Source organism: Nocardia higoensis (assembly GCF_015477835.1).
Taxonomy (GTDB): domain Bacteria; phylum Actinomycetota; class Actinomycetes; order Mycobacteriales; family Mycobacteriaceae; genus Nocardia; species Nocardia higoensis_A.
Genome location: NZ_JADLQN010000001.1, coordinates 2,729,662 through 2,743,105, shown reverse-complemented (window position 1 = coordinate 2,743,105; position 13,444 = coordinate 2,729,662). Strand labels below are relative to the sequence as shown.

Annotated in this window: 13 protein-coding genes; 9 read left to right on the top strand and 4 right to left on the bottom strand. The window is 69.4% G+C overall.

What is annotated here, in order from left to right; translation table 11 throughout:
- Positions 1 to 37 precede the first annotated feature (37 nt).
- The 5 genes from IU449_RS12410 (at position 38) to IU449_RS12390 (ending at position 5,254) form a co-directional block, all read left to right on the top strand.
- Positions 38 to 1,597 (top strand): LVIVD repeat-containing protein, encoded by a 1,560-nt coding sequence (locus tag IU449_RS12410; protein ID WP_416382165.1) that lies wholly within the window; start codon positions 38 to 40, stop codon positions 1,595 to 1,597.
- Positions 1,594 to 2,217 carry a DUF305 domain-containing protein gene (locus tag IU449_RS12405; protein ID WP_416382138.1) on the top strand — a complete coding sequence of 208 codons (624 nt, stop codon included), beginning with the start codon at positions 1,594 to 1,596 and terminating at the stop codon, positions 2,215 to 2,217. Before IU449_RS12410 ends, IU449_RS12405 begins: the two co-directional genes overlap by 4 nt.
- A gap of 176 nt (positions 2,218 to 2,393) precedes the next feature.
- Positions 2,394 to 2,987, top strand: coding sequence for a CHAP domain-containing protein (locus IU449_RS12400; protein ID WP_195001938.1), 594 nt, complete (start codon positions 2,394 to 2,396; stop codon positions 2,985 to 2,987).
- 190 nt (positions 2,988 to 3,177) lie between these two features.
- Positions 3,178 to 4,320 carry a hypothetical protein gene (locus IU449_RS12395; RefSeq protein ID WP_195001937.1) on the top strand — a complete coding sequence of 381 codons (1,143 nt, stop codon included), beginning with the start codon at positions 3,178 to 3,180 and terminating at the stop codon, positions 4,318 to 4,320.
- Positions 4,321 to 4,516: 196 nt separating this feature from the next.
- Complete coding sequence (locus IU449_RS12390) at positions 4,517 to 5,254, top strand: DUF1906 domain-containing protein (protein ID WP_195001936.1); 738 nt, start codon at positions 4,517 to 4,519, stop codon at positions 5,252 to 5,254.
- Between the two features lie 4 nt (positions 5,255 to 5,258).
- On the opposite strand, the gene IU449_RS12385 is transcribed toward IU449_RS12390, so the two are convergent.
- Together IU449_RS12385 and IU449_RS12380 are read right to left on the bottom strand one after the other, a co-directional pair.
- Positions 5,259 to 5,618, bottom strand: coding sequence for a hypothetical protein (locus IU449_RS12385; RefSeq protein WP_195001935.1), 360 nt, complete (start codon positions 5,616 to 5,618; stop codon positions 5,259 to 5,261).
- 193 nt (positions 5,619 to 5,811) lie between these two features.
- Positions 5,812 to 6,561 (bottom strand): hypothetical protein, encoded by a 750-nt coding sequence (locus IU449_RS12380; RefSeq protein WP_228803940.1) that lies wholly within the window; start codon positions 6,559 to 6,561, stop codon positions 5,812 to 5,814.
- Between the two features lie 362 nt (positions 6,562 to 6,923).
- On the opposite strand from IU449_RS12380, the gene IU449_RS12375 reads away from it, so the two are divergent.
- Entirely contained in the window at positions 6,924 to 8,168 is a 1,245-nt protein-coding gene (locus tag IU449_RS12375) for a mannosyltransferase (RefSeq protein WP_195001933.1), read from the top strand.
- Between the two features lie 4 nt (positions 8,169 to 8,172).
- Here IU449_RS12375 and IU449_RS12370 read toward each other — a convergent pair whose 3' ends face one another.
- Together IU449_RS12370 and IU449_RS12365 are read right to left on the bottom strand one after the other, a co-directional pair.
- Positions 8,173 to 8,481 carry a 4a-hydroxytetrahydrobiopterin dehydratase gene (locus IU449_RS12370; protein ID WP_195001932.1) on the bottom strand — a complete coding sequence of 103 codons (309 nt, stop codon included), beginning with the start codon at positions 8,479 to 8,481 and terminating at the stop codon, positions 8,173 to 8,175.
- 57 nt (positions 8,482 to 8,538) lie between these two features.
- Positions 8,539 to 8,715, bottom strand: coding sequence for a hypothetical protein (locus IU449_RS12365; protein WP_195001931.1), 177 nt, complete (start codon positions 8,713 to 8,715; stop codon positions 8,539 to 8,541).
- Positions 8,716 to 8,863: 148 nt separating this feature from the next.
- Between IU449_RS12365 and typA the strand changes: the two genes are divergently transcribed.
- From typA to mshB, 3 genes are read left to right on the top strand one after another with little or no spacing between them, the layout of a single operon-like run.
- The gene (typA, locus tag IU449_RS12360; protein WP_195001930.1) at positions 8,864 to 10,762 is read left to right on the top strand and encodes a translational GTPase TypA; all 1,899 of its coding nucleotides are present in this window, start codon (positions 8,864 to 8,866) and stop codon (positions 10,760 to 10,762) included.
- Positions 10,763 to 10,772: 10 nt separating this feature from the next.
- Positions 10,773 to 12,545 (top strand): ABC transporter family substrate-binding protein, encoded by a 1,773-nt coding sequence (locus IU449_RS12355; RefSeq protein ID WP_416382137.1) that lies wholly within the window; start codon positions 10,773 to 10,775, stop codon positions 12,543 to 12,545.
- A complete protein-coding gene (gene mshB, locus IU449_RS12350; protein WP_195001929.1) occupies positions 12,542 to 13,438 on the top strand; it encodes an N-acetyl-1-D-myo-inositol-2-amino-2-deoxy-alpha-D-glucopyranoside deacetylase in 897 nt (298 codons plus the stop codon). The genes IU449_RS12355 and mshB overlap by 4 nt, the downstream gene beginning before the upstream one ends.
- The last annotated feature ends 6 nt before the right edge of the window (positions 13,439 to 13,444 follow it).

The following is a 13,444-nucleotide window of genomic DNA, read 5'->3' as shown; positions in this document are numbered from 1 at the left end:
GCACGAAAGTGCCCTCAATGTCGAGGGGCCGACCATGATGTCGTACTCGTTGTCCCGCGTAGCCCGGCTGTCCGTGCTCGCGATAGCCGCGGCCACCGTCTTGCCGTTCGGCGATGTTCTCGCCCAGCCCGCGGACCCCGGTGTGCGGGAGACCGCCGGAGTCGTCGACGTGGCCGCCGAGCGCGCCGTGTGTGGTCCGGGAGCGACGCCGGAAACCGGTCTGCAGGGCGATGTGCCCGCCGGCGACCGGACCAGCGGCCGCAGCACCCAGGGCTACAGCTGCAACATCACCCGCCTGGGCGCCTATCCCGGACGTGGTGGGGCCATCACCTCGACCAGTTTCGAGCACTGCGCCTATATGGGCTCCTTCTTCCCGGGGAATCTGCTCGACCCGGCAGCGGGCGTGCAGGTGGTCGACGCCTCCACGCCCACCGCTCCGGTGCTGTCGACCGTCCTGACCGAACCGGCCATGCTGGCGGGGACTTGGGAGACGCTGAAGGTGCACCAGGGGCGCAAACTCCTCGTCGGCGCCGGGGTGCCCGCCTTGACCGGCGTCGGGCTGCTGTCGATCTACGACGTGACCGACTGTGCGCATCCGCGCCTGCTCAATCCCGGACCGGGCACCGACCTGGCCATGCCGTTGCCCCTCACCGCACACGAGGGCGGCTTCTCGCCGGACGGCAACACTTACTGGACCTCCGGCACCGCGCCGGGCATCGTCAGCGCCGTCGACATCACCGACCCGTCCGCACCGCGCGTGCTCTGGCAAGGTCTGCCCGGAATGTCCATGCACGGCATGGGATTCAGCCCGGACGGCACCCGGATGTACCTGTCGAACAATATGGGCGGGCTGACCGTGCTCGACACCTCGCAGGTGCAGCGCCGTGCACCGAACCCGCAGGTGCCGGTGCTGTCGCAGACCACATGGACCGACGGCTGGGCGACCCAGCACAGCATCGCGGTCACCTACGACGGGCGGCCGTACCTGTTCACGGTGGACGAGGCCGGTTCCGGCGGTGTGAAGCTGATCGACGTCGCCGATCCGGCCGCACCGCGGATCGCGCACGCGATCAAACTCGAGGTCAATCTGCCGCATCACCAGGATTCGATGCTGGCCTCGGCGATGGGCGGCTCGCTGTTCGCCTACGACTCGCACTACTGCGCCGCCGACCGCCCGGTGGACCCCACCGCTCTGGCCTGCGGCTGGGCCTCCTCGGGGGTCAGGGTGTTCGATGTGCGCGACCCGTTCCATCCCCGCGAAATCGCCTACTACAACCCGCCCGCGCAGACCGGCCGCGGCCCGGAACTGTGGAACTCCGTACACGCGGTGGCCTCGATCATCGGCGTCCCTGTTCTGGAGTTGCCCGCGGTGCTGCAGTCCGGCGTGGCAGGTCGATTCGATCCCGCTCAGGCGCTCGGTGAGCGCAGCGGCATGGTCTTGGGCGGCGATCTGTCCAGCGATTGGTGCTTCTCGCCCCCGGAGTGGCGCGGGGACATGCTGTACGTGACGTGCACCGACAACGGGTTCATGACCTTGAAGCTCGATCCGGCGGTCTACACCCCGCCGGCCGACCAGCTCTCCACCGTCGGGTCGTGACTGTGCGCGGCGGGCTCGCCGTCGGCGCGGCGGTCTGTACGGCGCTGTGGCTGTTCGCGCTCGGCGCGGCGGCCCGGCCGCTGCTGATCGCCGACCGGGCCGAGCCCGCTCCGGTACTCGGCCCGGTGGAGATCGCCTTCGTGCAGGACATGACCGCGCACCACCAGCAGGCGCTCCTGCTCACTCAGCGGCTGGCCGACGATGTCGATCCGACCGTGCGGCTGCTGGCCCAACAGGTGGCCGACACCCAGCGCACCGAGCTCGGGATGATGCTGGGCTGGCTCACCCTGGCGCGAGCCACGGTCACCAATCCCGAGCCGATGGCGTGGATGCGCATGCCCGGTCACGACCACCGCTCGGCGGCCGCGGAATCGGCCACGATGCCGGGCGCGGTCACCCAAGACGAACTCGATCGCCTCGCGGTCGCCCGCGGCCGGGACTCGGAGGTGATGTTCCTGCGGCTCATGCAACGCCATCACCAGGGTGCCGTGGTGATGGCCCAGGCCGCCGACCGGCTGTTGAGCAGCGGTCCGGTGAAGCTGGCGGCCCGCGACATGATCACTTCGCAGGGTCGGGAGGCGGGGCTGATGGGAATGATGCTGGCGCGCATGCAGAACTGACCGACCCAGCAGTCCGTCTGAAGGACACAGGCAGCGCGAGAGCCGGAACGCAGGCCGGGGAACCGGCACGCACGCTCGGACGTCACAACCAGTGGACGAGTTCCGCTCGCGCCGTCGGGTAGGAAGAATCCAGATGTTCTGCACGACAATCGTGTTGGCAACGGGAGGGGAAGTCGATGCGGGTGACGAGGGCGCGGCTGTGGCTGGGTGTCGCGGCGCTGGCGGTGGTCGTGGCGGTGGCCGCGGTGCTCGGGGTGCGGTGGTGGCAGGAGTCCTCGGGCGGTGGCGCCCTGGTCGGGGAGCGGCTCACGTCGTTTCCGGAGCTGGATCCATCGGTGCTGGACGCGGAGCAGCGCACCCTGGTGGCGGTCCTGCGACGTGAATTCGCCGACCCGGGCAGCGGCCCCGACTACGCCGAAGGCCAGGTCGAGGCATGGTGCGCCGATTTCGTCAGCTGGACGATGCGGGAGGCGGGTCGGCCGCTGTCGAATCCGCACTCCGGCTCCTGGCGGATACCCGGGGTCTACACGCTGCAGGAGTACTACGAGAGTGTGGACCGGTTCGTGCCCGCCGGGGCGGGCTATCAGCCACGGACCGGCGACGTGCTGCTCTATGGGCCGGACAGTCCGTTCGGTCACCACACCAATCTCGTACTCGCCGCAGGCGACGGGGCGGTCACCACGATCGGCGGCAACGAATTCGACCAGGTGCGCATTCATCGGTTCCGGCTCGCGGACGTGGCTGATGTCGTCGGCTACGGGCGATTCTGAGGAACTCGGCTCGCCTCTACTATGGAAGACGACAGTGCCCGGCAGCGCTGTCGACAAGGGCCCTGTCCTGCTCGCCCCTCATCGGCAGGACAGGGCCCGCCCGATGCGTACGCTGCCGTCGCGCCCGCGCAACCCTCGTCGCGTAGCGTGTCGGATGTCCGTGCGGAGGTGAGGGTTGGCGGTAGAGCTCATGCAGCACAGTGTGGAGAGCCAGGAGGGGCCGAACTGGATCGGCTACGCCGAGTTCGGTGAACGCTTCGTCGCGCACGCGGTGACCGAGCAACGCATCATCGCGGCGGTCTCCGGCATGGTCGGACAGGGTGTCACCGTCGGCCCGGTCAATCTGGCTCCGGCGGGTATCGCCGGATTCCTCGCCGAGGGCAAGGTGGGCACGCCCCGGGTCTCGCGCCACGACGAGGCCGTCGTCTTCCACGTGAGCGTGCCGGTCACCCTGGCGGTGAAGGTTCTGCTCGGCGGCAAGACGTTGCGGCTGGAGGCCCTCCTCGATATCGATCTGACCCTGCACGCCCGCACCGCCGAACCGGTGCTCATCGTCATCGACATCCCGCCCATCGCGGCGGAGAACGTCGGTTTCCTGCTCCGGGCGTCCGCGGTGGACGCCGCGGGGGAGTGGTTGCTCGAACCGATCGCGGGCTGGGTGAAACGCGAGGTGGCCCAGCGGGTCAACGCGATGCTCGCCGAGCCGCGTGCCCGTCGCGCCCGGATCTTCGATCTCGAGGCCTTGGTCGACGGCCGCCGCGCGCGCGGCCCGGTGCCCGAGCGGTTCGAGTGGATCGACTACGGCGAGTTCGGTCGTCGCTTCTTCGAGCGGATCGTCACCACGCGGCGCATCGGTGAGGTGATCGACCGGATGGCAGGTCGTCCTGTCGAGGTCGGCCCGCTGCGAACGGGACCGGGGGACCGCGCGACTGTCACCGTGCGCGGCGCGATCGGCACCCCGTTGCTGGCCCAGCGCGAACCGGCCGATCCGCACGACGGGTATCACCGGTTCGAGCTGGTGCTTCCGGTCGCCTTGGACATCACGGTGCGGGCGCTCGGGTCCAATCGCTATCGTGCCGAGGTCGAGATCCCGCTGTTGCTCACCGCACGCGCAGCCGAACCACTGTGGGTCGTGATCGATCCGTTCCCACCCCGGCCGGAGGAACTGCGGTTGCAGCTCGAGGCCGAGGGCATGCGCGCGGCGGCTTTCGGCGCATTGGCCGGGATCAGGAAGCAGGTGCTGAACCGGGTGCTCGGGGTCGTGCAGCGGGAGATAGCCCGCGGCGAGGGCAGGATCATCGACGTCGGCGCCCGCATCGACCGTCTCGTCTGAGCCGGGCATCGGCGTCACGCGCGCTTCGACGCTGTTTCCTATGGGGTTGGTGTTGTTCCTGAGGTCTGGCATGCCCAGTGGGAATGTGGTGGAATGAGTCCACGTTCGAGGCTCCCGGCGCGTGAACGGATCTGGGGAAGGCGCGCCGGGCTTGCTTGTACCCAATCGGTCGGGGGTTCGGTCGAAGGAGTCGACGATGCGTTCTCCAGATCTGTCCCGTCGTAGCTTTCTCACCCACACCTCCGCCGCGGCGACGGTGTGCGCCGCTGCCGCGGCGACTCTCGGCATGACGGTCTCGGCCGGGTCCGCCGCCGCGGACCCCGGCCACGGCACCCTGCTCGACTACGCCGCCGGCGTGCCGTCCGCCGCGCGGATCAAAGCCGCCGGGCACGTCGGCGTCATCCGCTATGTCTCCGACCGACGGCCCGGTGCGGAATGGATGGCGGGCAAGCCCTTGCTGGCGACCGAGGTCGAGGACCTGCGAGCGCACGGCCTGAGCATCGTTTCCTGCTACCAGTACGGCAAGGCCGCCACTGCCGACTGGCGCGGCGGTATGGAGGCGGGCAAACGGCACGCCGAACGCGGTCTGGAACTGCACCTGGCCGCGGGCGGTCCGGCCGACCGGCCCATCTACGCCTCGATCGACGACAATCCGACCCCGGTCGAGTTCGCCGCCATGATCGCGCCGTACCTGTTGGGCTGGCACGCGGTGCTCGGCCGCGAGAATGTCGGTGTCTACGCCAACGCGCCCACCATCGAACTGGCCCGCGTGGCGGGATTGGGCGCGTGGTATTGGCAGCACAACTGGGGCACCCCGAAGGGGTTCGTGCACCCCGGTGCCCATCTGCACCAGTTCGAGATCGACAAGCGGGCCGTGGACGGCATCGGGGTCGACCTCAACGCGATCCTGAAGCCCGAATACGGGCAGTGGTAGAGCCCTACGTCTGGCTATGGGAGGCGGGCGTGAGCCGCATCTCCGGTTCGTCGTCGGGGACGACGCGCAGGCAGGGCCGGTCGTCGGGAGTTTGGTGATCGCCGCGCCAGGAGAACAGCGACCAGCGCGACAGACCCGAGAACGCCGAGGCGAGACTGGCCAACGATCCGGTCGAGATGATCGACCCGAACGAACCCACCGAGCCGATCGACAGCACCGAGCCGACGCTGCCGATGGACAGAATGGAATACGCCGAGCCGATCGACAGGATCGAGCCTTCCGACCGGATGGACAGGATCGACCGGCGCGAACGCCTGCTCCTGATCGAGCGCGGGAGTTGTGTCGTGAGGTCGCTGGTCACCATGCCCCCGGTCTACCACGGTCGAGGCGCGGTCAATCGTTTCGACGCGAACCGATGTGAGATCGCCTGGACGTGGAAGCGACACCGAACGGGCCGCGCCGAGCCACGGCAAGCCGGGGGTCCGAGGTGAGCCGGTCGGCGAACGACGAAGCCCGGCCGCCGGTGATCCGGCGGCCGGGCTTCGCGTGAATTCGACTCAGGCGGTGAAGAACCCGACGATCGGCAGGAACGAGCAGGTCCGCGGCTCGGCGCCCTCGGCCTGCGTGGTCAGCGAACCGCCGACCACCGCGGCGATCCGGCCGCGGCCGGTGTCGACGATCGCCGACAGGGTCGCCGGGCCGTCCGGGTTGATCTTGGCCTCGTCGGTCAGCTGGGCGACCCCGGACTGACGGGTGTCGAGGTTGAGCCACTGCACGGTGAGCGGCGGGTTCTGCTCGGCAGTCGGCGACTTGGTGCCCAGCGCGGTGAACACGAAGCCGGTCTGGCCCGCCTGCGGTCCGGGCGGGGGCAGCTCGGCGGGGCCGGGCACAGCCAGCGCGGTGCCGATCGAATCGCCGGAATCGCTGATGCAGCCCTTCCCGATGCTCGGGTACAGGAACTGCGCGATGACCGGGCCGTCCTCGGGGATCTCGGGGCCGCCGCCGCCGCTGCCGTCGAGGAACGTGATGATCCGCTCCAGTGTCGACTTGATCTGCGGCGGCAGGTTCAGCGTGGCGAGCAGCGCACGGGCCTGCGCCAGAATCGCGGCCTGCGGGCCCTCGGCGATATCGGCCGGGCCCGCGATGGCGCCGACGATGGCGGGGGTCAGCGCGGCGATCGCGTCGACCGGGACGCCCTCGGGCACCATCGGAACGCTGTTGTTGGCCGCGGCAGGGGCGGTGTCCGGCGCGGCTACTGCGGCCGGCAGGGCGAGCGAAGCGCTCGCCGCCAGGGCGAGTGCGGTCATGGCGATCCGCGATCCTCGGGTGCGAAGCACTGGTCTTGCCGTCCTTACCTCGGGTACATCTGGTGCAACGGGCGCGGGCCCGTTGTTTTCCGGGTCACTCTAAGTACATCGGTACCGGCTTGTACAGCCGCCGCGCTCCGGAGTTTCTGTCGTGGACGATCAGTGTTACCGGAGAGTAGTTTGTTTCGGCGTTACTGGAGTGAACAGTGATGCAAATGTTACCGCTGTGGTCAAGAGCAAGGGGATAGGCCACGCCGGGGGCCTGGTGATCTCCGGTTAATCTAGTCAGCACCTTCGGCTCGCGTGCGCCGAACAGCGGAAATACCTTCGCGACCTGACCTCACACCCCGAAAGCCTGCGATTTGAACCGAGAGAGCGCTCGGACGGACGGACGTCCGGCCGCTACCCGATGGCGATGGGCGGCGCTGGCACTGGGGCTGTCCGTCCTCGCCCGGATGTTGTGGATGCTGTTGTCCGACAACGGGATGAACCTGGTCGATCTGCACGTCTACGTCGACGGCTCGGCCTCGGTGGGCACCGATCGCCTCTACGACTTCACCTATGCCGAGAAGACGCCGGACTTCCCGCTGCCGTTCACCTATCCGCCCTTCGCCGCGTTCGTCTTCTATCCGCTGCATTTCCTGCCGTTCACCACGGTGGCCATCGGATGGCTACTGGCGACCGTGGCGGCGCTCTACGGCGTGGTGTGGATCACCCTGGAGATGATTCTCGGCCGCGAGCGGTTGCGGGAGCCGGCGTGGCGGGTGACCCCGATCGCCTGGACGGCGGTGGGTGTGTGGCTGGAGCCGGTCCGGACGACCATCGACTACGGGCAGGTCAACGTCTTCCTTGTGCTCGGCGCCATGCTCGCGGTGCGCAGTTCGCGATGGTGGATATCCGGTGGCCTGGTCGGCGTGATCGCCGGCATCAAGCTGACGCCGGCGATCACCGGGCTGTACTTCCTGGCGCGGCGCCGGTGGGGAGCGGCGGTGTTCGCGGCGGTGGCGTTCGGCCTGACGGTCGGTATCAGCTACCTGCTCAACGGCCACGAGGCGCGCCGCTATTTCGGCACCCTGCTCGGCGACGCGGACCGGATCGGGCCGGTGGGTTCGGTGTGGAATCAGTCACTGCGCGGAACGCTCAGCCGCATCCTCGGCTACGACGTGGAGACCGGACCGGTCTGGATCTGCGCGGTCCTGGTGGTCGCGGCGCTGGCGATCGCGGCCTGGCGCTGCCTCGGCCCGGACGACCGGCTGGGCACGCTGTTGCTGGTACAGGTGTTCGGCCTGATGGTCTCGCCGATCTCCTGGTCGCATCACTGGGTGTGGTTGCTGCCGCTGGTGTTGTGGCTGCTCTACGGACCGCTGCGCGAGGCGCCCGGCGCGCGCGTGCTCGCGGGCTATTGGCTGGTGACCACCCTGATCGGGGTGCCATGGGTGCTGTCGTTCTTCCAGCCGACGATCTGGGAGATCTCCCGGCCGGGCGTGTTGTCCTGGCTGGGTGCGGTGAATGTGGTGGGCGTGCTGGCGTTGCTCGTCTGGGTGATCGTCTCGGGCAGGCGGGCACGCGCGGCGATCCCGGCGACCGAGCGTGCCGGGGTGTCCTGAACTGTCAGGCGTCCGAACCGGCGGTCGCGTCGGCGAGTACGTCGATCTGCTCGGCCAGGGCGAAGTCCGCGGCGGTCAGGCCGCCCGCGGAATGCGTCGACAAGGTGAAGGTGACTTTTCGCCAGCGGATATCGATATCGGGGTGATGATTCGCACGTTCGGCCGCGTCGGCGACGCGGCGCACGAGTTCGATGGCGGCGGGGAAGGAAGCGGCGGTGACGGTGCGCGAGATCTGCGCGTCCGCGCGTGACCAGTCGGGCAGGCCGGTCATGGCGTCGGCGATGCGATCTTCGGGAAGCAGTTCTGCGGTCATCTCCCGGTACTACCCGAAGCGGGCCGAATGATCTCGCGACACAGGGAAATTCCAGGTTCAGGCCGCGCGGGCCCGCTCGAGCGCCTTCTTCAGATCCTTGCCGTGTAGCCCCGCGGCCTCGGCTTTCTTCATCCGCATGACGACGACCGGGCACTTCACGCATCGCGTCTTCTTGCGGCAGCACTTCTTCTTGGGTTTCAGGCTCGAAACCTTCTTCGCCTTGACTTTGCCCATGTTGGTTAGCATAACCTAACCGGTGGCTGAAGCATATGAAGTGACGACTTGCCGGTAGTGTGTGTAGTCGGCCGCGACGCCCGGTGGATTCGATTCTCCATCTGTTCTCAGGTGTCGGCACCCATACCTATCAGCAGGAGGATTCAGCGTGTCGTCTGCACGCGATTTTCGCAACGTCGCCATCGTGGCGCACGTAGACCACGGCAAGACGACACTGGTCGACGCCATGCTCCGTCAGTCCGGCGCTTTCGCCGAACGGGCCGAACCGGTGGACCGCGTCATGGACTCCGGGGATCTCGAGCGCGAGAAGGGCATCACCATTCTCGCCAAGAACACCGCCGTGCACCGTCATCACCTGGACGGGTCGGTGACCGTCATCAATGTCATCGACACCCCCGGCCACGCCGACTTCGGCGGTGAGGTCGAGCGCGGCCTGTCGATGGTCGACGGCGTCGTCCTGCTCGTGGACGCCTCGGAGGGCCCGCTGCCGCAGACCAGGTTCGTGCTGCGCAAGGCGCTGGCCGCCTCGCTGCCGGTGATCCTGGTGGTCAACAAGACCGACCGGCCCGACGCCCGTATCGCCGAGGTCGTCGAAGAGAGCCACGATCTGTTGCTGGACCTGGCCTCCGACCTCGACGACGAGGCCGCCGAGGCCGCCGAACTCGCGCTCGACCTGCCGGTCCTCTACGCCTCCGGCCGCGAGGGCAAGGCCTCCACCGAGCAGCCCGAGAACGGCAACGCGCCCGACGCGCCGAACCTGGACGCGCTGTTCGACGTGCTGCTGAAATGCGTCCCCGCGCCCAAGGGTGACGCGGCGGCCGAACTGCAGGCGCACGTCACCAACCTCGACGCCTCCCCGTTCCTCGGTCGTCTCGCGCTCGTCCGCATCCACAACGGCACCCTGCGCAAGGGCCAGAACGTGGCGTGGATGAGCGCCGAGGGCACCAAGACCGTCAAGATCACCGAGCTGCTGGCCACCGTCGGCGTGGAGCGCAACCCGGCCGAGGAAGCCGTCGCGGGCGACATCGTCGCGGTCGCGGGCATCCCGGAGATCATGATCGGCGACACCCTGGCCGACCCGGAGAACCCGGTGGCGCTGCCGCGCATCACCGTCGACGAGCCCGCCATCTCGGTCACCGTCGGCATCAACACCTCGCCGCTGGCCGGCCGCAACGGCGGCACCAAGCTGACCGCCCGCATGCTCAAGGCGCGCTTGGATCAGGAACTGATCGGCAACGTCTCGCTGCGCGTGCTCAACACTGAGCGCCCCGACACCTGGGAGGTGCAGGGCCGCGGCGAGCTGGCGCTGGCGATCCTGGTGGAGACCATGCGTCGGGAGGGCTTCGAGCTCACCGTCGGCAAGCCGCAGGTGGTCACCAGGACCGTCGACGGCAAGGTGCACGAGCCGTTCGAGGAACTGACCATCGACGTGCCCGAGGAGCACCTGGGCGCGGTCACCCAGTTGCTGGCCGCCCGCAAGGGCAAGATGGTGCAGATGTCCAACCAGGGGCACGGCTGGGTGCGCATGGAGTTCATCGTGCCCTCGCGCGGCCTGATCGGTTTCCGCACCGACTTCCTCACCGAGACCCGCGGCACCGGCATCGCCAACGCCGTCGCGCACGGCTACGCCCCCTGGGCGGGCGAGATCCGCACCCGGCACACCGGCTCGCTGGTGTCCGACCGCGCGGGCAATGTCACCGCCTACGCGATGCTGCAGCTGGCCGATCGCGGCACCTTCTTCGTGGAGCCGGGCGCGGAGGCCTACGAGGGCATGGTCGTCGGCATCAATCCGCGTGCGGAGGATCTCGACATCAATGTCACCCGTGAGAAGAAGCTGACCAATATGCGCAGCGCCACCGGCGACGTGCTGGAGACCCTGGCCCGTCCGCTGGTGCTGGATCTGGAAGGCGCCCTGGAGTTCTGCGCGGGCGACGAGTGCGTCGAGGTCGGCCCGAACGTGGTGCGGGTGCGCAAGGTCGTGCTCAACGCCAACGAGCGGGCGCGCGAGCTGTCGCGGCGGAAGGCACGGGACCGGGCCGCGCTGTAGAGTGCCCAGCGTGATTCCGGGGGCCCGACGGCGCGCGACGGTGCGCGTCATCCAGTTGCTGGCCGCGGTGTCGGTCGCGGTGCTCGCGGGCTGCACCGCGAACCCGCCGCCGCCCATCGAGAGCACGGATTCTCCGAAGACGACGACGGAGGGGCCGAGCAAGAACACCGTCGTGGTGGCGATCGACGACGTCGGTGTCGGATTCAATCCGCATCTGCGCGCCGATCAGTCGCCCGCCGCTTCGGCGGTCGCGTCGATGGTGTTGCCGAGCCCGTTCCGTCCGGTCCTCGATCCGGCGGCGCCGGGCGCGGCGCTGTGGGTGCCCGACACCGCGCTGATCACCTCCGCCGAGGTGACCGCGCAGGAGCCGTTCACGATCACCTACACGCTGCGCAATCAGGCCAACTGGTCCGACGGCGCGCCGATCGCGGCCGAGGATTTCCGGTTCCTGTGGCAGCAGATGATCAGCCAGCCGGGCGTGGTCGATCCGGCGGCCTACCGGCTGATCACCGATGTCACCTCCTCCGGCGGCGGCAAGACGGTGAACGTGGTGCTCAGCAGGCCCTATCCGGCCTGGCGAGAGCTGTTCGCCAATCTGCTGCCCTCGCATCTGATCAAGGACCAGCCGGGCGGGTTCGTCAACGGGCTCGCCGAGGGCATCGCCGTCTCCGGCGGCAACTTCGCCATCAAATCGGTGGACCAGGGGCGCGACGAGATCCTGCTGGAGCGCAACGACCGCTACTGGGGCACCCCGGCGGCCCCCGATCAGATCCTGTTGCGACGCGGCGGGACTCCCGCCCAGCTGGCCGATTCACTGCGCACCGGCGACGCGCAGATGGCGTTGGTGCACGGCGGTGTCGCGACCCAGGCGCAGCTGGGGGCGATCGCCTCGGTGCGTACCGCGATCATGCCGCAGTCGCGCACGTTGCGGCTGGTCCTCAACGGGCGCAGCGCGGATCTGGTCGATCCGCGGGTGCGGCGCGGTGTGCTCGCGCTGCTCGATCCGGCCCTGCTGGCCACCGTCGGCGCGCAGACCGGGGGCTGGGTGGAACCGGTGCGCGCGCAGATCCTCTCGCCCTCGGACCGCGGCTACGTGCCCACCGATCCGCCGCGTCCCTCGGCCGAGGAAGCCTTCGCGCTGCTGGGCGAGGCCGGATTCGCCCGCGCTCCCGAGACTCCGCAGGAGTTGTCGCCGACCTCGCCCGCGCCGCAGCCGCGGTCGTTGGCGAAGAACGGTCGCAAGCTGACGGTGCGCATCGGAACGGTGACCGACGACGCGACCGCCCAGGCCGTCGCCCACACCGCCGCCGACCAGTTGCGCAGTGCGGGCATCGACGCGACCGTGCGCGCGCTGCCCGCCGACGAGCTCTACGGCAAGGAGTTGGTGGACGGCAACGTGGACGCGATCGTCGGCTGGGAAGTGGCAGGTGGCGATCCCGCGAACGTGCTCGCCTCCCGTTACGGCTGCCCGCCGAGCGCCGAGCCCGCCGCCGACGGCGAGGTCGAAGCGGCGCTCGAGGCGGCGCGGCGCGCACCGGCCAATCTTTCCGGGATATGCGATGTCGCCCTGCAGCCGGCGATCGACGCCGCCCTGCGCGGTATCGACGTGCCCAAGACCCTGGCCGAGGCCGAGCCCGCGCTGTGGAATCTGTCGACGGTGCTGCCGATCGTGCAGGACAACCTGGTCGCGGCGGCCGGGCCGCACGTGGACGGCGCGTCGTTGAGCGGTGCCATCCCGGTCGGTATCTTCGGTGATGCGGCAATGTGGAGGAGGATCCCGTGACCGTGTCCACCGGTGGACTGCTCCTCGTGCACGCCCACCCCGACGACGAGTCGATCACCACCGGCGGGACCATCGCGCTCTACCGTTCCCGCGGCGTTCCGGTCACCGTGGTGACCTGCACGCTCGGCGAGGAGGGCGAGGTCATCGGCGAGCAGTGGGCCCAGCTCACCGCCGATCAGGCCGACCAGCTCGGCGGCTATCGAATCCTGGAACTGACCGGCGCGTTGGCCGCGCTCGGAGCGGGCGAGCCCCGGTTTCTCGGCGGCGCGGGCCGCTGGCGCGACTCCGGCATGGCCGACTCCCCTTCGGCGCGGCACCCGCGAGCGTTCGTGAACTCCGGGCCGGAAGCGGTCGAGGCGCTCGTGGAGGTGCTGCTCGAGCTGCGGCCCCGCGTCGTGATCACCTACGACCCCCGCGGCGGCTACGGGCACCCCGATCACGTCCGCGCCCACGAGATCACCACCGCGGCCGTCGAGGCCGCCGCCGAGCTCGGCTGGGACGTGCCGAAGGTGTACTGGACCGTCACCGACCTGCATCTGCTCGCCCTGCACACCGAATCGCTGGCCCGGCGCACCGCCGAAGGCCTGCCGGGCGCGTTGCCCGCGGGCTGGCGGCTGCCCGCCGTCGGCGAACTGGCGGGTGTGGAGAGCGAGACCATCACCACCGTCGTCGATGTCTCCGAGGTGCTCTCGGCCAAACGCGCCGCGTTGCGCGCCCACGCCACCCAGGTGAGCGTCGCGCCGTCGGGCCGGGAGTTCGCCCTCTCCAACGACATCGCCCAGCCCGTCCTGCCGGAGGAACACTTCGTGCTGGTGCGCGGCAAGCGCGGTCCGGTGGGAGTGGACGGCCGCGAGCACGATCTGTTCGCGGGGCTCGCCGCGCTGTCCGCCTAGACTCGC

Coding starts and splice junctions, on each gene's coding strand:
- IU449_RS12410 (WP_416382165.1), top strand. CDS start 38: ATGTCGTACTCGTTGTCCCGCGTAGCCCGGCTGTCCGTGCTCGCGATA.
- IU449_RS12400 (WP_195001938.1), top strand. CDS start 2,394: ATGCGGGTGACGAGGGCGCGGCTGTGGCTGGGTGTCGCGGCGCTGGCG.
- IU449_RS12395 (WP_195001937.1), top strand. CDS start 3,178: ATGCAGCACAGTGTGGAGAGCCAGGAGGGGCCGAACTGGATCGGCTAC.
- IU449_RS12390 (WP_195001936.1), top strand. CDS start 4,517: ATGCGTTCTCCAGATCTGTCCCGTCGTAGCTTTCTCACCCACACCTCC.
- IU449_RS12385 (WP_195001935.1), bottom strand. CDS start 5,618: ATGGTGACCAGCGACCTCACGACACAACTCCCGCGCTCGATCAGGAGC.
- IU449_RS12380 (WP_228803940.1), bottom strand. CDS start 6,561: ATGACCGCACTCGCCCTGGCGGCGAGCGCTTCGCTCGCCCTGCCGGCC.
- IU449_RS12370 (WP_195001932.1), bottom strand. CDS start 8,481: ATGACCGCAGAACTGCTTCCCGAAGATCGCATCGCCGACGCCATGACC.
- IU449_RS12365 (WP_195001931.1), bottom strand. CDS start 8,715: ATGGGCAAAGTCAAGGCGAAGAAGGTTTCGAGCCTGAAACCCAAGAAG.